At 50.0% G+C, this 21,598-nt stretch carries 21 protein-coding genes; 17 read left to right on the top strand and 4 right to left on the bottom strand.

The window, feature by feature from the left end; translation table 11 throughout:
• The first annotated feature begins 16 nt into the window (after positions 1 to 16).
• Positions 17 to 847 carry a prolipoprotein diacylglyceryl transferase gene (lgt, locus tag BLQ88_RS15990; RefSeq protein WP_090151944.1) on the top strand — a complete coding sequence of 277 codons (831 nt, stop codon included), beginning with the start codon at positions 17 to 19 and terminating at the stop codon, positions 845 to 847.
• Between the two features lie 85 nt (positions 848 to 932).
• Complete coding sequence (locus BLQ88_RS15985; protein WP_090151941.1) at positions 933 to 1,547, top strand: hypothetical protein; 615 nt, start codon at positions 933 to 935, stop codon at positions 1,545 to 1,547.
• Positions 1,548 to 1,623: 76 nt separating this feature from the next.
• Here BLQ88_RS15985 and BLQ88_RS15980 read toward each other — a convergent pair whose 3' ends face one another.
• Positions 1,624 to 2,163, bottom strand: coding sequence for an RNA polymerase sigma factor (locus tag BLQ88_RS15980; protein ID WP_090151939.1), 540 nt, complete (start codon positions 2,161 to 2,163; stop codon positions 1,624 to 1,626).
• 569 nt (positions 2,164 to 2,732) lie between these two features.
• On the opposite strand from BLQ88_RS15980, the gene BLQ88_RS15975 reads away from it, so the two are divergent.
• The 7 genes from BLQ88_RS15975 (at position 2,733) to BLQ88_RS15945 (ending at position 12,141) form a co-directional block, all read left to right on the top strand.
• Positions 2,733 to 4,673: a PfkB family carbohydrate kinase gene (locus tag BLQ88_RS15975; protein WP_090151936.1), complete on the top strand. Its 1,941-nt coding sequence runs from the start codon at positions 2,733 to 2,735 to the stop codon at positions 4,671 to 4,673.
• Positions 4,673 to 6,916 (top strand): ligand-binding sensor domain-containing protein, encoded by a 2,244-nt coding sequence (locus BLQ88_RS15970; RefSeq protein ID WP_090151933.1) that lies wholly within the window; start codon positions 4,673 to 4,675, stop codon positions 6,914 to 6,916. Before BLQ88_RS15975 ends, BLQ88_RS15970 begins: the two co-directional genes overlap by 1 nt.
• A 17-nt stretch (positions 6,917 to 6,933) precedes the next feature.
• Positions 6,934 to 7,983 (top strand): polysaccharide deacetylase family protein, encoded by a 1,050-nt coding sequence (locus tag BLQ88_RS15965; protein ID WP_090151930.1) that lies wholly within the window; start codon positions 6,934 to 6,936, stop codon positions 7,981 to 7,983.
• Positions 7,984 to 7,996: 13 nt separating this feature from the next.
• Positions 7,997 to 10,216 (top strand): ligand-binding sensor domain-containing protein, encoded by a 2,220-nt coding sequence (locus BLQ88_RS15960; protein ID WP_090151928.1) that lies wholly within the window; start codon positions 7,997 to 7,999, stop codon positions 10,214 to 10,216.
• Positions 10,217 to 10,224: 8 nt separating this feature from the next.
• Positions 10,225 to 11,595 (top strand): DUF3748 domain-containing protein, encoded by a 1,371-nt coding sequence (locus BLQ88_RS15955; RefSeq protein WP_229212715.1) that lies wholly within the window; start codon positions 10,225 to 10,227, stop codon positions 11,593 to 11,595.
• A gap of 82 nt (positions 11,596 to 11,677) precedes the next feature.
• A complete protein-coding gene (locus tag BLQ88_RS15950) occupies positions 11,678 to 11,881 on the top strand; it encodes a DUF2683 family protein (protein WP_090151922.1) in 204 nt (67 codons plus the stop codon).
• Positions 11,872 to 12,141 (top strand): Txe/YoeB family addiction module toxin, encoded by a 270-nt coding sequence (locus BLQ88_RS15945; RefSeq protein WP_090151919.1) that lies wholly within the window; start codon positions 11,872 to 11,874, stop codon positions 12,139 to 12,141. The genes BLQ88_RS15950 and BLQ88_RS15945 overlap by 10 nt, the downstream gene beginning before the upstream one ends.
• On the opposite strand, the gene BLQ88_RS15940 is transcribed toward BLQ88_RS15945, so the two are convergent.
• Both BLQ88_RS15940 and BLQ88_RS15935 read right to left on the bottom strand, forming a co-directional pair.
• Positions 12,131 to 12,685: a Uma2 family endonuclease gene (locus BLQ88_RS15940; protein ID WP_090151915.1), complete on the bottom strand. Its 555-nt coding sequence runs from the start codon at positions 12,683 to 12,685 to the stop codon at positions 12,131 to 12,133. The two genes, BLQ88_RS15945 and BLQ88_RS15940, sit on opposite strands and share 11 nt — an antisense overlap.
• 70 nt (positions 12,686 to 12,755) lie before the next feature.
• The gene (locus BLQ88_RS15935; RefSeq protein ID WP_090152391.1) at positions 12,756 to 13,787 is read right to left on the bottom strand and encodes a LacI family DNA-binding transcriptional regulator; all 1,032 of its coding nucleotides are present in this window, start codon (positions 13,785 to 13,787) and stop codon (positions 12,756 to 12,758) included.
• Between the two features lie 135 nt (positions 13,788 to 13,922).
• Between BLQ88_RS15935 and uxuA the strand changes: the two genes are divergently transcribed.
• From uxuA to BLQ88_RS15900, 7 genes are all read left to right on the top strand, one after another.
• On the top strand, positions 13,923 to 15,128 hold the full coding sequence (gene uxuA, locus BLQ88_RS15930; RefSeq protein ID WP_090151912.1) for a mannonate dehydratase: 1,206 nt from the start codon (positions 13,923 to 13,925) through the stop codon (positions 15,126 to 15,128).
• Positions 15,129 to 15,152: 24 nt separating this feature from the next.
• Positions 15,153 to 15,938: an SDR family NAD(P)-dependent oxidoreductase gene (locus BLQ88_RS15925; protein WP_090151910.1), complete on the top strand. Its 786-nt coding sequence runs from the start codon at positions 15,153 to 15,155 to the stop codon at positions 15,936 to 15,938.
• Between the two features lie 28 nt (positions 15,939 to 15,966).
• Positions 15,967 to 16,809 carry a BRO family protein gene (locus tag BLQ88_RS15920; protein ID WP_090151908.1) on the top strand — a complete coding sequence of 281 codons (843 nt, stop codon included), beginning with the start codon at positions 15,967 to 15,969 and terminating at the stop codon, positions 16,807 to 16,809.
• 23 nt (positions 16,810 to 16,832) lie between these two features.
• Positions 16,833 to 17,690: a ThuA domain-containing protein gene (locus tag BLQ88_RS15915; protein WP_090151906.1), complete on the top strand. Its 858-nt coding sequence runs from the start codon at positions 16,833 to 16,835 to the stop codon at positions 17,688 to 17,690.
• Between the two features lie 35 nt (positions 17,691 to 17,725).
• On the top strand, positions 17,726 to 19,159 hold the full coding sequence (locus BLQ88_RS15910) for a Gfo/Idh/MocA family protein (protein WP_090151902.1): 1,434 nt from the start codon (positions 17,726 to 17,728) through the stop codon (positions 19,157 to 19,159).
• 91 nt (positions 19,160 to 19,250) lie between these two features.
• Positions 19,251 to 19,592: a type II toxin-antitoxin system RelE/ParE family toxin gene (locus BLQ88_RS15905; RefSeq protein ID WP_176885002.1), complete on the top strand. Its 342-nt coding sequence runs from the start codon at positions 19,251 to 19,253 to the stop codon at positions 19,590 to 19,592.
• 2 nt (positions 19,593 to 19,594) lie between these two features.
• Positions 19,595 to 19,921: a helix-turn-helix transcriptional regulator gene (locus BLQ88_RS15900; RefSeq protein WP_176885001.1), complete on the top strand. Its 327-nt coding sequence runs from the start codon at positions 19,595 to 19,597 to the stop codon at positions 19,919 to 19,921.
• 28 nt (positions 19,922 to 19,949) lie between these two features.
• Here BLQ88_RS15900 and BLQ88_RS15895 read toward each other — a convergent pair whose 3' ends face one another.
• Positions 19,950 to 20,810 carry an AraC family transcriptional regulator gene (locus tag BLQ88_RS15895; protein ID WP_090151900.1) on the bottom strand — a complete coding sequence of 287 codons (861 nt, stop codon included), beginning with the start codon at positions 20,808 to 20,810 and terminating at the stop codon, positions 19,950 to 19,952.
• Between the two features lie 258 nt (positions 20,811 to 21,068).
• Here BLQ88_RS15895 and BLQ88_RS15890 point away from each other — a divergent pair, with 258 nt between their 5' ends.
• On the top strand, positions 21,069 to 21,497 hold the full coding sequence (locus BLQ88_RS15890; protein WP_090151897.1) for an META domain-containing protein: 429 nt from the start codon (positions 21,069 to 21,071) through the stop codon (positions 21,495 to 21,497).
• Positions 21,498 to 21,598: the final 101 nt, after the last annotated feature.

Genomic DNA, 21,598 nt, shown 5'->3' with positions numbered 1-21,598 from the left:
TTAACATCACAAACGCATGCTTTCATACATTATGTGGGACGCAAGTCCCGAAATTTTCACCATTCCGGAGATCGCCGGTTTTGGTCCCTTCCCTGTCCGTTGGTATGGTCTTCTGTTCGCTGCCGGTTTCCTGATCGGCCAGCAAATTATGATCTATATTTTCAAGAAAGAAGGAAAGACGCTGGAAGATATCGACTCGCTTACACTCTATATGGTGCTTTCGATCGTCATCGGCGCCCGCGTAGGCCACTTTCTTTTCTATGAACCCGAAGTGCTGTTTAAAAATCCCCTGGAGGTGATATTACCGCCTTACGCTGGGCTTGCGAGCCATGGCGCGGTGATCGGGACCGTGATCGGGCTGGTTCTATATGCGCGCTCACGCCGGGGCACAGGCCAGACATTCTTCTGGGTAACCGACCGTCTGACAATCACGTTCGCATTGGGCGGCTCGTTCATCCGATTTGGTAACCTGATGAACTCCGAGATCGTTGGAAGACCATCCGATCTGCCCTGGGCATTCATTTTCAAGCAAAACACTGAATTTCTGCAAATCCCGCGCCACCCGGCACAGCTTTACGAATCTATCAGCTGCTTCATTCTCACATTCGTCCTGATCGCGATCTGGAACAAATACAAAGCAGCCACACCACGCGGGCTGATGGTCGGGGTATTTCTCGTATGGGTATTCACGTTGCGCTTCCTGTATGAATTCCTGAAAGAAAACCAGGAAGCATTCGAAGCGAACTACGCGTTGAATATGGGACAGATCCTGAGTATCCCTGCGGTACTGCTCGGCTTGTACTTTATCATCCGCTCGCGCAGGAATCCGCTGGAACTGGCCAGCTAATTGTTCCGGAAAAGCAGTAGGCGTGCATCAGTGCGGCGTTTTCACTACATTGTAATTAGTTTGAAACAACTCTAACAATCGTAAGATGAAAACTTCTATCATAGCCGCATTTCTTTCGTGTGCGCTGCTCCTCACCGGTTGCGGCAGCAAACAGGAAGAAAAAGAAGCCGAAGAAAAAGCCGCCGCAGATAGCCCGGCCGACGCCCTTCAGGCCATTGCCGATAAAGCCAAGGAAATGGGCGACCGCGAGGCCGTCGACCCGGTGGATTTCCGGAAACTGAAAGACCTTCTGCCTGAAACCCTGGCTGGTATGAGCCGCACGGAAGCGACAGGCGAGAAAACCGGGGCAATGGGCTTTACCGTTTCAACGGCGCAGGCGAAATATAAAGGAAGCTCCGATGGCTCATTGAACGTCGAAATCGTGGATACGGGTGGTATCGCCGGCGTTTCGACGATGGCATTGGCAGCCTGGTCCATCGCAGAAATCGATAAGGAAACAACCACGGGCTACGAAAAAACCACGACGATCGAGGGTTACAAAGCTTTTGAGAAGTATAACAACGAAAGCAAATCCGGCGAAATCAATGTGCTGGTCGCCGACCGGTATGTGGTGAATGTCGAAGGCGATAACCTGAGCGTTGATCAACTGAAAGACGCATTGAAAGCCATCGATCTGGGCAAGTTGAGCGATATGAAGTAACTATAACGAAAAAGCAGAAGCATAACGCTTCTGCTTTTTAAGGTTTTAGGAATATAATGCTGGGTTAACCAGGGTGCTATATCGTTGCCAGATCCACTTTTTCTCGCAGGATCTGTTTTGCTTTTACCAACTGGTTTTTGACCGTATTCTTGGATATTCTTAAAAACTCCGCTATTTCCTGGTAGGATTTCCCTTCTTCGATATTCAGTTTCAAAATCTGACGGCGCTTGATCGACAACGACTCTACGGCCGCCTGAACGACAGTCAGCCTTCTCTCGGCTTCCTCTTTCTCCTCATCGCCTGCCGCGCGGATTGCATCCATGTAATGCTTACGCAGCTGCTCGCTCTTTTCCAGCTTCTTGAAATGGTCGAACGCCATGTTGCGCAGGCATGTGAACAGGTATGAATTAAAATTATAGTCAGGCTTGATCTGGGCACGTCTAACCCAGATTTTGATAAACACATCCTGAACCATGTTTTCAGCTTCTTCCTCGTCTTTGAGCAACGAAACCGTAAACCGCAGTGCAGGCGTTTTGTAGTAGTTATACAATGCTGCAAAGGCCGCTTCGTCGCCTTGCGTCACTCTGATCAGGGTATTTTCGTCGGGGTAGGCCACAGTCGTACAGTTTTAGCTTATAGAAAAGGGAACTTAGGTACTCAGATTTATTAATTAAAAAACTTTTATTCTTGGATTGATCCTATTTATTTAACGGCATCAATTCACGTTTTGTAGTAGTTGGTAATCGATGAGGTACTGAAATAAAGTTATTTCCAAAATCGCCCTGACAGGTGAAAATTCTGCCTTTGAAATGATCGGCGATGCTTTGTATGGAGCGGCGTCTTTCTAATTGTTTGATAAATCTACACTCCTCAGTCTGACATTTGAATCGCAAACTGCGTAAAAATATCTTCATTTTGCGTAGCATTGTACGATTTAATCATAACATAATAGTAACTTATCATTAATTGCATATTTGCTCATTACCAGCTACTTCTTAGCAGAAAATACGATGAAATAACCGGCTGTTTTGCACCTCTCTTCCCGGCGGCGCATTTAACAATTCTGTAACATTTGCCGCAAATCGCGGAGCCTCCCGATAGCCCTCCTTCCGGCATCGGCCGTATTAACCAAAACAGCTCGATACCCAAAACCATTTTATCCTAAATCCAGACCAACCTTTGCGCATGGATCATAGCCGCATCAATCAGATCTTGGAGAAAATCTCCGCCGTTCGGGTCGCCGTGTATGGCGACTTCTGTCTCGACTCCTACTGGATCATGGACGACCGCACATCCGAAGTGTCCATCGAAACCGGTTTACAGGCCCTGGCCGTTGCCCGCCACTACTATACGCCGGGAGGCGCGGGGAATGTCGTGGCCAACCTCGCCGCCCTCAAACCGGCCGGCATCAGGGTCATCGGGGCCGTGGGCGACGATATGCAGGGACGGGAACTGACGGCGCAGCTTCAACAGCTCGGCGCGGACACCAGCGCATTCATTGTTCAGAAAGAGAATTTCAATACATATAGTTATCTCAAACGGCTCGTCGACGGCCAGGAAGAGCCGCGCATCGATTTTGGGGTATATAATGAAAGAAGCATTGAAACCGACCGGCAACTCGTAGCCGCACTTGAAAAGGCATTACAGGAATGCGACGCATTGATTTTTAACCAGCAGGTTACGGGCAGCATTACCAATGCTTCGTTTATCGACGACGTCAATGCGCTCTTTAAGAAGTATCCTGATAAAATAGTCATGCTGGACTCCCGGCATTTCAACGACAGTTTCCGGAATACTTACCTTAAATGCAACGACCGCGAGATCGCTTCTTTGAACGGATTGGAAGTTACCCCGGACGAAAATGTACCGGTAAGCGACGTGAAAGGTTACGGCGCGGCCATATTCGAACGGTACCGCAAGCCGGTATTCGTGACCTGCGGTGAGCGCGGCATTATCGCGTTCGACGAGGCGGGTTACCACGAGGTGCCGGGCATTCAGCTGAAAGGCAAGCTGGACACCGTGGGCGCGGGAGATACGGCGATCAGTGCCATCACGCTTTGCCTGGCAGCCGGGTTATCGCCTGCTGAGGCGGCATTGTTCGGCAACTTTGCGGCAGCGGTGACGGTTCAGAAGCTGTTTACAACCGGCACGGCAACCGGCGAGGAAATTGCTGTTGTAGCCAAAGACCCGGATTACATTTACAATGCCGACCTCGCCGAAAATGAGTGGCCCGGCACCCGGCGTGTGGCGACTTATTATCCTGAAACCGAGTTTGAAATATGCGTTCCCGAGATCCTCGACAAGCTCGGGCACATCCGCTACGCCGTTTTCGACCATGACGGCACGATTAGCTCGCTCCGGCAGGGTTGGGAGGAGATTATGGAACCAGTGATGATGAAGTCCATTCTCGGCGAGCAATATGACACGATCGACGCCGGAACATTTCATAAAGTGCAGGCCGAATGCAAGGCATTTATCCACAAAACCACCGGTATTCAGACCATTTACCAGATGGAAGGGCTCGTAAACCTCGTGCGCGAGTTCGGTTTTGTACCCGAAGATCAGATCCTCGATAAATTCCAGTACAAGGAGATTTACAACGACGGACTGATGGAAATGGTGAACAAGCGTATGGAGAAGCTTGCCAAAGGAGAGCTCGGCCAGGAAGATTATACATTGAAAGGCGCCGTTGAATTCCTGAAACAGCTCAAAGAACGCGGCGTAACCATGTACCTCGCCAGCGGGACCGATGCCGACGACGTTAGAAACGAAGCCGAAATGCTCGGTTACGCCGACTTGTTCGACGGCGGCATTTACGGCGCATTGCGCGATTACACCAAGTTTTCGAAAAAAATGGTGATTGAAAAGATCATCCGCGACAATAACCTGCAAGGAAAAGAACTAGCCGTTTTCGGTGACGGCCCCGACGAGATCCGCGAAGGCCGTCGCGCAGGCGGTATTTCGGTAGGCATTACCAGCAACGAAGTGCAGCGTTTCGGGCATAACCCAGCCAAACGTCCGCGCCTCGTACGCGCCGGCGCGCAACTCCTGATCCCCGATTTTTCGCAGCATAAGAAACTGATCAGCCTGCTATTTCAGGAAAGCGAAAACTACGCGGAGGCCTGATGCGACCATTCGGAAAACAACCGGTTACCTGGCTGATTTGCGGTTTCCTGCCGTTGCTCTGGTGCTGCCGTAATGATAAGACCGTCGCAGACGAACCATCCTTTTACCAGGATGTGGCGTTCGGCCAGGAGTATCATGAGGCGTATCCGATGGAAGGCAACGACGTTCGCGCGGTCCTCCCCGACCGAGACGGCAACGTATGGGCAGCTACGGCAAAAGGTGTTTTTCGTAAAATGAAGGGTTCCCGCACCTGGGAACAGGTAATGGACAATGAAAACAATGGCACCTCATTCGCATTGGCGCAAGATTCCACCGGCACGATATGGCTTGGCAACTGGAATGGTCTTTACCAATACAAAAACGGCGCAGTAACCAAAGCAAACAACCCTATCGGCCCCATTTCGGCCATGTGTGCAAAGGGCGGCATTGTGTATGCTATCGGCCCGAATGGCTTTTGGAAAGGCGATACGAATGGATTTACATTACAAAAAGCCGTAATAGCGAGGTCTGTTCGCGATGTAATCACTGACGGCAAAGACGGCCTTTGGATAGCCTCCGATGTGGGGCTTTACCATTGGACACCCTCGCGTTTGGAACATACTTACAAAACCGACGCGCTGATCGCTGCCTATACCAAAGGTCTAGCGTACAATCATAATGGAAAGCTCTGGATCGGCGGACTGGGTGGGGTTACCATTCAAAATAATGGTAAAAAAGAGTCGGAACTGCGGACGGCTGACGGCATTCCTTCGACTTACGTCACAGCCGTGCGCCTTGCTCCCGACAGCTCGATGTGGGTTGGCACACAAAATGGCGTAGTTCGCTTTCGAAAAGATGGCAGCCGCTCGCTGCTGTTTTCGAGGCGTTGGTTGATAGACGATCAGGTCAACGACATTGCATTCGACAATGAAGGAACCGCCTGGATAGCGACGCCGCAGGGTGTGAGTGCCATCAAAAAGCGGGAAATGACATTGGCTTCCAAGAGCGCATTCTTTTACGATGTATTAATGAAAAGGCATATCCGCGCGCCCTGGATCGCCGGGCAGGCACATTTGCGCATTCCGGGCGATACGACGAGCTGGGAGCCCGAGGATGACGACAACGACGGCGAGTATACCGGCAATTACCTGGCAATGGAAAGCTTCCGCTATGCTGCTACCAAAGATCCGGTTGCGCGGGAGAATGCAAAAAAAGCATTCGGTTTCCTCAAAATATTGCAGGAAGTGACGGGTACCGACGGCTTCTTCGCACGCACGATCATACCCGCAACCTGGACGCGCATGCACGATGGCAACCGTACGTACACGGAACGCGAACGCGCGGACGAGCTCGTGAAAGAACCGCGCTTCAAACCGGTGGAAACGCGCTGGCATTTATCCAACGATAAGAAGTGGTTATGGAAAGGCGATACGAGCAGCGATGAAATGTGCGGGCATATGTTTGGCTACTATTACTATTACACACTGGCGGCCAATGCAGAAGAGAAGAAAGTAATCGCAGCGCATGTGGGCAGAATCGTGGATTACCTCATGCACCATAACCTCAATTTCGCGGATGTGGATGGTAAAGCCACCCGCTGGTCGGTATGGTCGCCGGACCAGCTGAACCGTGACCCGGAATGGCTGCCCGACCGCAACCAGAATTCCATGGAAATGCTCGCATTCCTCAAATTGGCGCATTTTATGACCGGTAATGCCAGGTACCAGAACGAGTACCTGCGGCTGATCGAAAAGGAGCATTACCTCGACAATATGAAAGAGGTGACGAAGCAAAATCTGGCCTGGCTCATCTATTTCGATGTGGTACTGCAAGCCTACCTCTATCCGATCCTGATCCACTGCGAGCAAGATCCCGAGCGCCTGAAATTCTACAAAAATCATCTCGAAGAATGGTTTACAAAGCGCAAAGGCGACCATAACCCACTGATCAACTTCATTTACAACGAATGCCTGGGCAAGAAAGCGGAACTGAAAAACTCGGTGGATTTCCTCACCGACACGCCGCTGGATCTCGTAGACTGGCCGATCGATCACCGGAAACGGGAGGATATACAGATCGTACGCACGCCGGTAATGGAGGACGAACAAGTGAGTGAATTGCAACCTGCCAGCATACGGCTGACCGTCCGTTGGGATAAAAATCCCTGGACACTCGCAGGCGGTAACCCCGAGGTGGAACGTGAGCCGGTTTTCTGGCTGTTGCCCTACTGGATGGGCCGGTATCTGGGAATGATTTCAAAATAGAAGCCAACCATTTGATCATGAAGACCTATCTTTTGCTCATCAACCTGCTATTACTGGTCATGCAAGAAATATCAGCACAACAGACCTACGCCGAAAAACTCGGCTGGCCGAAGGGCAAAAAAGTGATCATATTCCACGTCGACGACGCGGGAATGTCGCATTACTCAAACGAGGGAGCCAAAAAGTCGATCCAGAACGGCATCGCCACCTCATCCAGCATTATGATGCCGTGCCCGTGGGCGGCCAGTTTTGCCAAATATGCCATTGCCAACCCCGGTATGGATGCCGGCCTGCACCTGACGCTTACCTCGGAATGGAAAGAATACCGTTGGCCGCCACTGAACGGCATCGCGCATTCCGAAGGACTGGTGGACGACGAAGGCTGTATGTGGCATGAAGTGGAAGATGTGATCAAACACGCCAGCCCGGATGTGGTGGAGCAGGAGATACGCGCACAGCTAAGCCGTGCATTGAAACTCGGATTGAAGCCCACGCATATGGATTCGCACATGGGCACGCTGTTCGCACACATTCCCTATCTGGAAAGGTATATCAAAGTCGGGGCCGAATATGACATTCCGGTCATGTTCCCAGGTGGGAATAACCAGCTCTTGAAAGAATGTTTGAATAATCCATTGGTCAAAAAACTGAAAGCAGAGGGCAAATGGAAAGAAGGAATGGAGCTTCCCGAGCCTGAGATCACGAAGCGCTCAGGCGAATTCGGACAGAAAATATGGGCCGCAGGCTTGCCCGTGCTCGACGACCTGCACACCATCAGCGGCGACTGGAAGCCGGAAGGGAACGACGTTACCCCGGCGCAATGGGGCAAATTCAAAGCACAAAAATTCATCGAAACGATCCGCAAAATGCAGCCGGGCGTGGCCATGATGATCGTCCACAGCAGCGACGTTACCGACGATTTCAAATACATCAGCGCCTCGGGCGGCTCGCGCTATGCCGATATGCTTTCAATGCTCGATCCTGAGCTGAAAGCATTCATCCAGTCGGAAGGCATTGTCCTGACCACCTGGAAAGAGATGATGGAAAGAAGAAAAAAAGTACAATAACCAACTCAATACAATGCAAAAGCACCTTTTACTCTCCCTCCTATTACTGACGGGCGTAACCTTCACGCATGCGCAGGTACAGCCTGTGTATAAGGACAAGCCCTATTTACAGGATTTCAGCATTAAATATTACGCTGATACTACTCAAAGCTCCCTGAAACAAGTAGCTTCCGACCGCAACGGCATTATCCAGATGCTTGCGAAGGAAGGGCTCCGGCATACGTCCGCAGGCCAGTTTCTTTACCCAGGCAAAGTCGTTCCCGACCGGAACTACCGGTACATGAAGGACAAAAACATCAGCGCCATTATTTCCTATCAGGATCAGCTCGTTTACCTGACCGACCAGGTCGTATTCAGCAATGCCTGGGCCGGAACATTGTTTTCGAAACACAGCCTTCCGAATGCGAAGCTGTTCGCCGGCGGCAAGGATTTCGCATTTCTGATTTCAGATGGTGCTTCGTTGGAATTGATCAAAGACTCCAAAAGCCTCTGGAACGGCAAGTTGCCCGATGATTCGGTGATCGGCCTGGCGTTTCAGGGCAATGCCAATCAGTTCTGGATTTTGGGAAACAAATCGGTTTACAAAGTGGGCGTTCAGGACAAAAGACTAACCAAAGTACTTTCAGGAACCGATTTTACAGCTTTTGACATTGCCTCAAAAGAAAGCAAAATCGTCATCGGTACCGTCGACGGCTATATTTCTTTGGATATACCAACCGGAAAACAAACCGGCAGCATGAACCGCAAGTTGCCTGCGACTAAAATCACGGCTGTAAAAGAAGTAAACGGCAAAGTATGGTTTGGCTCGGATATGGGTGCATTTGCATTACGCGCCGATGGGAAATTCGACTACTATTTCGGTGAACGCTGGTTGCCAGGCAATGCGGTTATTGACATTGCAAAAGGCCCTAAAAATTCGGTTTTAGTGCTTAGTACCAAAGGTTTAGGCCAAATTCAGTTCAAATCGATGACATTGGAAGAAAAAGCTAAGCATTTCGACCAGCAAGTGCGCCTTCGCCATATCCGGAACGGCTTCAACTCACAATTGACGGGACTAACCCACGGGGATTTGTCGACCGGCTTTACGGAAGATTCGGACAACGACGGGCTTTGGACCGCCATGTACCTCGGCGGGCAGATTTTCCGCTACGCCGCCACCAAAGATCCCGACGCATTGCAGAACTGCCGCGAATCGATGGACGCCATGGAACGCCTCTTCACCGTGAACCCTGTTGCAGGATTCCCGGCACGTTCCTTTGAGCGTTCGGGGCATATCAATGAGCTGCACGACATCGAGCGCTGGCAGCATTCGCCCGAAAAGGAATGGGATTGGAAGGCAACTACCAGCAGCGACGAGGTGATCGGCCACATTTTCGCATTCGGTGCCGCAGCGGAACTCGTCGACGACCCCAAAATCAAGAAACAGGCAATTATGCTCATCGATACCGTCATGTCGCACATTGTAAAAAACAATATGTACCTCATCGACTATGACGGCAAGCCTACCCAATGGGGCAAATGGCATCCCGACTATGTGAATTCATTTCCTACGAATGTCGGCGACCGTAAACTGAACTCATCCAACATTGTGGCCATGCTGCAAACCGCCTACCATTTCACCAAAAAAGAGAAATACAAGGCCAAGGCATTCGAATTGATGAACAAACACGGCTATTATGAGAATATGATGCGCCCCATGAGCATTATCGGCCGCGCGCCGGAAGATGCGGACGAGCATGCGAAGCATATGTCGGATGGCTGGAACCATTCCGATGATGAAATGTACTTCCTGGGCTACTGGGGGCTGTATCGCTATGCACTCAACGATACGCTGAAAGCCAGTTACAAAAAGCAGATCATCGACCACTGGCAGGCGGAACGCCCCGAAAAGGAAGGTGCCTGGAATATTTTCACGGCCGTAACCGGCACAAAAGATTTTGACCTGAACGAATCCGTTTGGTATTTGCGGGAGCACCCGATGGACCTGATCGACTGGGTAATCAAAAACAGCCACCGCAAGGACATCGAGAAGCTGGAACCCAACTTCCGTAAACAGACCACCAAAGAAGTATTGCCCCCTGACGAGCGCCCTGTTCAACGCCACAACGGCAATATGTTCAACCTCGACCGGACTGGCGGCAATGGATCGGGCGAGCATAGCGCAGGCGACATCTGGCTCCTGCCCTATTGGATGGGCCGTTACCTGGGCATTATCTCCGCGCCCCAAAAGTAGATTTTGCCATGAGACTTGTTTCTATCCCGGTTTTAACGTTCCTAACATTCGCCAGCATGCAATCCTGCCAGACCGACACCGCAGAAAAACAGATCACCCACGATCTGACCTACCACCACGACCTGGACAACAACGACAACTTTTCGCCCGACGGCAAATGGCTCGTGTACGACACCAGAACGGATGAGGGCGGTATCGCGGAATCGGCGCGGATCGAGCGGGTGAACATTGAAACGGGAGAGAAACAAGTTCTTTTGGATATAAAAGGCAATGCCGCCTGGGGGCCCGGCGCCGGAGCTGTGAGTTATAGCCCGAAAGAAAACGCCGTCGTATTCATTCACGGCCTCGCAAACAGTACCAAGGATAATCCCTACCAGCAATGGCGCCGCACCGGCGTGATCATCCACGACGCCCGCCCGAACGTACCCGTGTACATGGACGCCCGCGACGTGACGCCCCCGTACACACCCGGCGCATTACGCGGGGGCACGCACCGGCACGAGTGGAGCGGCGACGGCCAGTGGATCGGGTTCACCTATAATGATGCTATTCTCAAAGCATTGGAAGATTCGACGGGACAGAAGCGAAATTTGCGAACGATCGGTGTTTCTAAAAAAGGAAGGCCTGTTAAAGTCGATGAGAATATTGAGAATGTCTCGGGTGAATGGTTTAGTGCATTAGTGGTGCGGGTTGTTCCAAACCCTGCACCGGGAAGCGACGCAATCAGCCATGCCGCTAGTGACAGCTGGGTAGGAACAAATGGCTATCTAAAGCAAGATGGTACCCGGCAAATCGCCCGCGCATTTCTCGGAACGGTCAATGATAAAAATGGCAAAGACGTACCCGAGCTTTTCATCGTAGATATTCCCGAAGACATCACCCCGCCCGGCCCGCTCGGCCCGCTGGAAGGCACCGATACCGATTTTCCAATGCCTCCGAAAGGTGCCGTCCAGCGCCGCCTCACATTTACGGCCAATACGCCGCATCCGGGCTGCTCCGGCATTGTACGCTCCTCTCCGGATGGCAGCCAGCTGGCATTTATTGCGAAAGATGAGAACGGCACCAATCAGATATTCACCATTTCGCCGAATGGCGGCACGCCGCGCCAGGTCACTGAATGCGCATCCGACATTACCGGCAACCTCCGCTGGCATCCGGACGGGAAGCATGTTACCTATGTTTTTGACGGTAGCATCGTGCTTTGTGAAGTGGGTAGTGTACCGTTTAAAGAAAGAATTCAGGTACTAACTGAACCTTCGGAGTTTGTTACAAGCAATTTGGTGTGGTCTGCGGATGGGCAGGTGCTGGCATTTAACCGGCTGGTTAAGAATGCGGCTGGGAAGGGGGTGCAACAGGTGTTTGTGTTAGGCTTACCTTAAAACCATTACCTAATTCTGATACCTGGCGCGTCTTTGGACGACTATTCGAAAAGCGTTAACTTTGATATAAACCAGTATCAGCATGGAAACTTTCATTGTACAACCGAAGGACCAGGACGAACGCAACGCAATCGAAGCATTCTTCAAAAAATTAAATATCTCATTTAAAATGGAGGAGCGCGAAGGTCTTTACGATCCTGATTTCGTTGCAAAAATGAAGCGGGGCGAAGAGGACGTTGTGGCGGGGCGCACTACCAAAATAACGCTGGATGATATATGGAAATAGAGCTGACCTCCGACGCTTTAAAGGATTTGCAGCATTGGAAAAAATCCGGCAATGCGCGGATTCTTCAAAGGGTCAGGCAGCTACTGGATGCCATTCAAACCTCCCCATTTCAAGGCATTGGCAAACCAGAAGGTCTAAAAGGAAACCTCTCCGGGAAATGGTCTAGAAGAATCGATAAGGAACACAGAATGGTATACTCAGTAAACGACGACAAAATCGTCGTTTTTTCGTTAAAAGGGCATTACAAATTTAAAACTTGACCTTTCGGTAAACTGCACTGACCGGCAGCTCAGCATTGAAGTAAGGAAGTTTGATCACATCTTCCAATTTTTCGTAGAACTCGGTATACCACCGCTCGCCGTCGCGGATGTACATTTCAACGCCGCATTTGGTCTGCTCGATCATCAAGTAATAAAGCAAAGAAGCTTCCGAGGAATATTCGCGAAGTTTATCAATGCGATCGGTTTTGGCTGTGCTTTCGGACAGCACTTCGACGATCAGAAGTGGAAGGGTGGTATAGCGAATGGCGTCACCCTTTTCTTCGCAAATCATGAAATCAGGAAGACGTACAACCTTTCCTTCTTCCAATTTTAATTTTACATCATTTTGATAAAACTCATAAGGCCCCTCATCCAAGAGATGCCCTAGATAGCGATGAATGTTGCCAGCAATACGATTGGAAGTGGTAGTTTCTCCTGCCATCTCTATGATTTCTCCGTTGACGAATTCAAACTTACCTTCGTGGGTTTCACAAAAGGCGAAGTATTCTTCCAGTGAATAGAGTCTTTCAGCCACAGCTTCCATATTTCTGCTTGTTTTCAAAAATAGTGAATTACAGGTGAATGCGTTTGGCAAACGTTGAATGTAATGCAATTTACAAATTCTCAAAGCGAATCGACGACCTTCTGATAATCAGTTCCGAGCGGAGAATAATTGGTTCGGAGTGGTCTATTAGCTTCGTACCATTTAGTTGGCCGATCATCGTAGTCATCGCCGTTTTACCCATTTGATAGCCCGGGTAAAAAACGGTAGTGAGTTGGGGAGACACTACTTGTGACACAGGATCATTGTTGAAACCGACAATGGCAATGTCGTCCGGAATGGCGTAACCTTTTTCTTTCAGAACCTGCATGCAAATCGCCGCACAGAGGTCGTTAGCGATGAAGAGGCCGTCGGGTTTTTCCGCCATTTGATCAATCTGCGCGGCGATTTGCCGACCGGCTTCCTGGCTCAGATCAGTCGATATAATGAAGCGATTATCCTGCGGCAGGTTTTGTCCAGCCAACGCGCGTTTGAAACCATTCATTCGATCGGCGTACACATTTCTTCGCAGGTCGCCGGTGACGTGAATGATCCTGCGGCAGCCCTGATCCAGCAAATGGCGCGTCGCGTCGTAACCAGCCTGCTCGTTGTCGATAATTACGGCACCGCATCGAGGGTGATCCATAATGCGGTCGAAGAACAGGACAGGGATGTTGCGGTTGATGAATGTGACGAAATGGTCGATCGAATCGGTGTCGTAAGCTACGGATACCAGCAGACCGTCCACACGGCTGTCGAACATCGTTTTCGCATTCGCCCGCTCTTTCAATTCAGACTCTAACGACTGACTAATCAGCAAGTTATACCCAAAATTATTAGCAACCTCTTCCATTCCGGCGAGGACAGTCGACATAAAATTACTATTAAGCCTCGGCACGATCACGCCCAGGGTGTTGGTTTTGCGGGTCCGCAAATGGCTCGCAAATGTATTGGAACGGTAGCCGAGCTCGGCCGCCTTCTCCGCAATGAGCGCCTTGGTTTTGACGTTAATCGCAGGATGGTCGTTCAGTGCCCTGCTTACCGTCGCAGGCGACAATGCCAGTATTTTTGCGAGGTCATAAATGGTAATTTCCTTTTCCATCATCCTTTCCATGTAAGGGATTACGTCGGCATTTTCCGTCTTTTGACAGAAAGCCCTGTTGCCAAAATTTATGGCAAGTTAATGCAATCGGTTACAATACAATATTATATTTATATTTTAATAAAAACACATTGCATTATGATTCAAACCATGCGCTGGTTCGGCCCCAATGATCCGGTTTCGCTGATGGACATCCGCCAGGCTGGATGTAGTGGCGTCGTGACCGCGCTGCATCAGATGCCCGTCGGCGAGGTGTGGACGAGAGAGGCGATCCGGGAAAGAATTTCACTGATCGAGGTTGGTAATGAGCGATATACGTCATTAAAATGGCTCGTGGTAGAAAGTCTTCCCGTACATGAGCATATTAAAAAAGGATTGCCGGCACGCGATGAGTACATCGAGAAGTATAAAACCTCGCTGCGTAATCTTGCCGCGGAAGGGATCAAAACGGTATGCTACAACTTCATGCCGGTACTCGACTGGTCACGCACCGACCTGACCTATACCTTCCCCGAAGGCCATAAAACGCTACGTTTCGTGTGGGAGGATTTCGCGTTGTTCGACCTCTATATCCTACAACGGCCCGGTGCCGAAGCAGACTATGACCAGCAAGTGCAGGAATCAGGCCGGAAGAAGTTGCAGAGTATGTCGCCCGTCGAGATTCAACTGCTGACTAATACCGTTTTACTGGGCTTACCAGGCTCCGAAGAGGCATTTGAACTCGCCAATTTTCAGGAACTACTCAATGCATACGCGGAAATCGGCGACCAAGAATTGCGCGAAAACCTGTATTACTTCATCCGCCAGGTAGCACCGGTGGCGCAGGAAGCGGGCATTAACCTCTGCATTCACCCCGACGATCCGCCGCGGGCGTTGCTCGGCCTGCCACGGGTTGTTAGTACCGAAGCCGATCTCGCGCAACTTATGAATGCGTGCGACATCCGGGCCAACGGCATTACATTCTGCACCGGCTCACTGGGCGTCCGGGCTGACAATGACCTGCCGGGGATCATCCGGCGGCTGGGCGACCGCATCCATTTCGTGCACCTCCGAACGACCAAAAGAGAAGCCGAGGACAACCGCAATTTCCATGAAGCGCCGCATTTAAATGGTGATGTGGATATGTATGAGGTCGTGAAAGCATTGCACCAGGAAGAACTGCGCCGCCGTGCCGCACATTATACCGACAATCTGCTGCCCATGCGCCCCGACCACGGCTTTCAGATGCTCGACGATCTGCACAAAAAGACCTATCCGGGCTACTCCATGATCGGCCGGCTCAAAGCGCTGGCGGAACTTCGGGGGCTGGAAATGAGCATTGCACGGTCGGTTCAGGAGTATTAATTGTTTTAATTGATTTTTAAATACATGTCTGTTCAAAATCACTCCGAATCATCATTGAATGTCTTCTCGCTGGAAGGCAAAATCGCCCTCGTCACCGGCGGGGGGAGCGGCATCGGCTTTTACATTGCGCAATGCCTCGCGCAGGCGGGCGCACAGCTCGTGATCACAGGCAGGCGCGAAGATGTTTTGAAAGAAGCATTACCCAAGCTTGGCGCGAATGCCCGCTATTTTGTTAATGACATCACCGACCTCAAATCATTGCCGGCATTGATCGAGGCTATCGAAATGCAAGTCGGCGAAATCGACATCCTGGTCAATAATGCGGGTATTAATATGAAAAAACACGCTGTCGAAGTCACAGATGAAGATTTCGACCGTGTTATCCAAACCAACCTGCACGCTGTTTTCTCGATCACCCGCGAATGCGGCAAACGTATGGTAGAACGCAAGCGCGGCTCCATTCTGATGATCACTTCCATGGCCGCATTATACGGTATCGACCGCGTAGTAGCTTACACGGCATCGAAATCAGCCGTCGGCGGGATGGTGAAGGCATTAACCACCGAATTTTCACCCTATAATGTCCGTGTAAATGCCATCGCACCAGGTTTCATCGAAACACCAATGATGCTCACCGCCATGAACGGCGACCCGTCACGACGCGATAAAGCCATGGACCGCACACCGATGGCTAGCTGGGGTAAACCGGACGATATCGGCTGGGCAGCAGTATTCCTGAGTTCAGAAGCCGCGAAATTCATTACAGGCGTCTCGCTGCCTGTGGATGGAGGGAATTCTATTGGATTTTAGAATCTGTCACACAAAACTATACACGCATATGTCACACAATCTGGAAGAATTCACACAAGAAAAAATCCGCAGCCATTGGGATGATAAAAGCGAGAAATGGTACATTTCAATAACCGATATAGTCCGTGTTTTAACGGGCAGTCCTAACCCCAGAAAATACTGGAGTGTTCTTAAAACCAGGCTAAAAAATGAAGGAAGCGAGTTGGCTACAAATTGTAGTCAACTGAAAATGCAATCAGCGGACGGAAAGTTTTATCTAACGGACGTAGCGGATATTGAGCAAATTCTTCGCCTTATCCAGTCAATTCCGTCGCCTAAAGCAGAGCCATTCAAATTGTGGCTGGCCAAATTGGGTAATGAAAGAATACAGGAAACCGAAGACCCTGAAATTGGTATCGATCGCGCAATGCAAAGTTATCTGCGCAAAGGCTATTCCAAAGAGTGGATCAATCAACGCCTAAAAAGCATTGAGGTTCGAAAAGAACTGACCGACGAATGGGATCGGCGGGGGGTAAAAGCCGGGAGGGAGTTTGCTATACTTACCGACATCATTACACAAGCTTGGAGCGAAAAGACAGTCAAGGAATACAAACAGTTTAAAGATCTCAAAAAAGAAAGCCTGCGTGATCACATGACCAACTTGGAGTTGGTACTCAATATGCTCGCGGAGGCCACAACAACTGAAATATCCCAACAGAATCAGCCGGATACATTTGACCAAAACAAGGTGGTCGCACATGAAGGCGGCAGCATTGCTGGGAATACCAGGCGACAAATTGAAGCGAAAACCGGCAAAAGCATCATCTCCGGCTCAAATGCAAAAGGAGAGCTTCCTGAAAATGTTGCGGAGAATAAAAGAAGCATCAAATAATCAAACCTTTTCTTTAAGTATCAATGAAAAAACAAAACATCCTGAAAACATGCCTGCTCTGCCTGCTATTCCTTGGGCTGGGGTGGCCGGTGCGTACACACGCTCAGAAGATTAAATGGGACAAGGTGAAAGTCCTGGTTTATACCAAAAACGGGAAGGGTTACGTGCATGATAACATTGCCAGTTCCAAGGTGGCGATCCTGGCTTTGGGGAAACAAAACGGCTTTGCGGTCGATACCACTTCCGACCCATCGAAGTTTACGGACGAAAATTTGAAACAGTACGATTGTCTGGTGTTTTCGAATACCAATAACGACGTTTTCGATACCGATGCCCAGCGGGTTGCATTCATGCGCTACATTCAGTCAGGCGGCAATTTTGTAGGGCTACATTCAGCTTCCGGCACCGAGCGTAAATGGCGGTGGTTCAAGGATTTGCTGGGCGGCACGTTCTTCTGGCATGAGCCGGGACAGAGTTTTTCGGTAAAAATTCTTGATACAAAAAATCCTTCGCTGGCGCATTTGGGCAAAACCTGGCCGCGGCAGATCGACGAGTTTTATTTTATCAAAGAATTGGGTGTAAACCTGAATGTACTCGCCGTAAACGATCATTCCACGGTTCAAAAACCGGCCGGAAAGGCACTGGATACATTCGGCGACGTGTTCCCGTCGGTTTGGTGGCATGAGTACGACGGCGGGCGTTCCTTCTACACCTCGCTCGGGCACCAGAAGGAAGACTATGAAAAGGAAGACCTGCGGAAGCATATCCTCGGCGCCATTGAATGGGCTATCGGGCCGCAGAAACCAAGAAATTACAGTAAAGCTTACGCAACCAGCCCGCAAGACGCGGTACGGAACGCCATTCCGGCACTCTCGAAATAAACATATCAGTCATCAATCCGAAATCTGCATACAAAATGAAAGATCAGAAGGAGCAAAACCAGGACAGGAGGTCGTTTTTGAAAGCTACGGCAAAAGGAACTGCCGGCATTATCGCGGCGTCGATGTTCCCCACTATCGTGCCGTCGAGCGTCTTCGGCAAGAATGCGCCGAGCAATAAGATCAATATCGGGCAGATCGGCTTCGGCCGCATCGGCTCCACACACGACTTGCCGGAAGTAATCAAAAACGAGGCGGCGCATGTTATAGCCGTAGCCGATCTCGACAAAAACCGTCTGGCCAAAGGCAAGGAATGGATCGAGCGGAAATACGTGGAGCGTACCGGCAAGGAGAAATACCTCGAAGTGAAAACTTACGATGATTACCACGAAATATTGGGCCGGAAAGACATCGACGCGGTGATCATCAGTACGCCCGACCACTGGCACGCACAGCCCGCCATGGAAGCGGCCGTTGCCGGAAAGCATATTTACATGCAAAAACCGACTTCGCTCACGATCCGCGAAGGCCGACAGATGGCCGATATGATCAAAAAAAAGGGGGTTATATTCCAATTGGGCAGCCAGCAACGTTCGGTGAACCCGTGGCCGCAGTTCAAACGTACCTGCGAGCTTGTGCGTAACGGTCGCATTGGTAAGTTGAAAAAAGTATATGTGGGCCTTCCGGGTGATCCGGCGGGCGGAAGCACTGCGCAAATGCCGGTTCCTTCCAACCTGAACTACGATATGTGGCTCGGCTCGACGCCCGAGATTTTCTACACCCTGGACCGCGTGCATTCACAAACGGATATCAACGACCGTCCGGGATGGCTTCGTCTGGAACAATTCGGCGCGGGTATGATCACCGGCTGGGGCTCGCACCACATCGATATCGCGCATTGGGGCATGGATACCGAACTCACCGGACCCATCGAGATCGAAGGCAAGGCCACTTTCCCGGCGCAGGGCTCCGGCCTCTGGGATGTGCATGGCGATTTTCTGGTGAATGCATTGTATGCCAATGGCGTGACAATGGAAATCGGCGGTACTAATCCGAATGGTGTGAAATTCGAAGGTACCGAAGGCTGGATCTTCGTTTCACGCGGCAATGTAGGCGTTACAGCCTCCGACCCTGTGGCGGCTCAGAATGCGAAAGAAAACAAGGCATTTTACGCCAGTGATCCTAAAATCCTCGGCTCGGTCATCCAGGCTAACGAAATCCATTTGTACGAAAGCCCCGAACAGCACCAGAACTGGATCGAAAGCATCCAGAGCGGCAAGCAGACCATCAGCCACGCGGAAATCGCGCACCGCTCATGTACCGCATGCCTCCTCGCACACACGGCCATGAAACTCGGCCGCAAAGTGAAATGGGACCCGAAAAAGGAGCAATTTATCAATGATAAGGAAGCAACCGCAATGCTCTCCCGGCCGCAGCGCGGCAAGTATGGGACTAATAATGTGAAGGGTTGATCCTTTGAAATATCCTGGCCTGGCATCGACCGGTCAGGATATTTTTACAACTTAGAAGTTTCCAAATTTAGAAACACACATTATATTTAATATGCCTACACACTACTTCAACATATTGATGTTAGATGAAGCCAATCGGTTTCTTGCTACCCTGCCTCAACAAGCAATCGATAAAATATTCTTTAACATTGATATGGCGGCACAAACAAACGATCCCAGACTATTGAAGAAAATTCATCAACATATCTGGGAATTCAGAACTACGTATAACGGCAACGAAATTCGGCTACTTGCATTTTGGGATAAATCTGATTCCCAACAAACTTTGGTAGTCGCGTCCAATGGTTTCATTAAAAAGTCCGCAAAAATCCCGTCTCAGGAGATTCAGCGGGCACTAAGAATTAGAGCGAGATACTTTGAAGAACAAAAATAGTTATGGGAAAATCAAAAATGAAGGTGTACACACTGGATGAGATGAAGGATAAGTACATCGGCCCTATTGGCACTCCGGCCAGAAATGCGCATGAAAATAAGGTAAGCATGGCCTTGCTTGGACGGGCTATCAGAACCGTCCGAAAAGAACGCAGTCTCACACAAGAACAACTTGGAGAGCTGGTAGGGGTGCAAAAAGCGCAGATCTCCAAGCTCGAAAACGGCAATCACAGCGCCACAATTGATACAATACTGAAAGTTTTCAGCGCTTTAAAAGCAGAGATCGAATTCAATATCACCGTTGACCAGCAGGCATTGCAAATTCGTTAATGGCAAACCCGAAGAGCGACAGATATCATCAATAATTCCCCTTATACTCCCTAGGCGTGTGCCCGATGTACTTTTTGAAATTCCTGTTGAAATTCGATAGCGAATCGAAGCCGCTGTCGTAGGCGATTTGGGCGATGGTCCATTTGTCTTCGAGGAGGAGTTTGCAGGCGTGACCGATGCGGATCTCGTTGACGAAATCGATGAAGGTTTTATTCGAGCGGGCTTTGAAGTAGCGGCAGAATGCGGCTTCGGTCATGCCGGCGAGGGAGGCGACGTCGCTCAGACGGATTTCCTGGAAGAAATGTTGAAGGACGTAGTTGTGTACCTTCTGCATCCGCTCCGTTTCCGACACTTTGAAGTTATTGACATAACCGTAGCTCGAAATGAACTCACCGGTATTGTCGTGCGCGAGTTTGTCGAGCAGCGTCAGGAGTTGCAGAATGCCTTTGAAGCCTTCAACGGAAGTAAGCGAGACCAGCTCCTCGCGGATATGCTCCGAAAGCGCGCCTTTGTAGCAAATCCCCCGCTTCGAGTCTGCTAGCAATTGGCGGAGTCCGAGCATTTCGGGTTTGTCGAGAAAATCTTTTCCTAAAAAATCTTCCTGAAAATAGAGCACGATGCCATGCGTCATCAATGGGGAACCTGCTTCAAAATAGGCCGGGTCGCTGCGCCACAGATGTGGCACATCCGGGCCGAGAAATACCGTATCACCCGGACCGAACGTCTGGATGGAATCTCCGATTAACCGTTTGCCGGTTCCCTCCAGAACGGTGAATAATTGGTAATGCGGGTGAAAATGCCAGTTGGGGTCGAAATGGGGCTCTTTGAGCTCGTGAACGGTTACCGTCCGAACCTGGCTTTCGATATTTTTGTGGATCGGTGCTTTCATATTCTGTCAGGATTTTACCCAAAAGATTAGCAATATTACATTATTACTATCAAAATATGATCATTACTCGAATTTATTCACAAAAAATAGATTAACCATCCGTAAAAGAATATGGGTCTGGAAACGTTATAAATTATGCCGTCCATGCTCGGACGGCTGGCATATTTTTTGTAGATTTATAGAGCCGCTCAACTTTTTTGCAACCTTTTTTGCGAGTACGATGTCAGTCATAGGTAGTTTCGAAATTTATTTACACATATGAAAGCCCTCATAATTCCGACAGCATCCTTGCTGTTTTTTTCGCTGCTTACGGGTTGTGGAAAAACAACCACAATCAGCAGCAACGTGGAGTTGACCGGCAAATGGCAATTGGAAAGTATCGTGCAGGAGGATGACACCATCAGCAAACCGGCGACCAGCAAGGGTGTGATGGACATAGGCCTCAATTTTAAAGAAAAAGGCGAGTTGGAAGGCACTACTTCCACCAATATCCTGACTGGTTTTTACGAAACTGCCCAGCAGAACACCATCCAGATCGGTGGCGGCGGTACCGAAAGAGCGGAAACGAGCTGGGGCAACCTTTTCGTGAACGCACTGCCTAGCGTAAACCTCTACGATTTGAAAGCCAACAGGCTGGTACTGTATTACGAAGACAATAAACAGCTCATTTTCAGCAGAGTGCAGTAAATGCACTTGATATAAGGCTCAAAAATGGCGGTCCTCTCCCGAGGGCCGCCATTTTTGCATTTAGGTTATGAGTCAATTTTACCCCGATATTCCGGCAAGCG

The sequence above is a fragment of the Dyadobacter soli genome (genome assembly GCF_900101885.1).
Classification (GTDB): domain Bacteria; phylum Bacteroidota; class Bacteroidia; order Cytophagales; family Spirosomataceae; genus Dyadobacter; species Dyadobacter soli.
The sequence above is the reverse complement of the archived record's forward strand: the minus strand, read 5'-3'. Positions and strand labels throughout refer to the sequence as shown.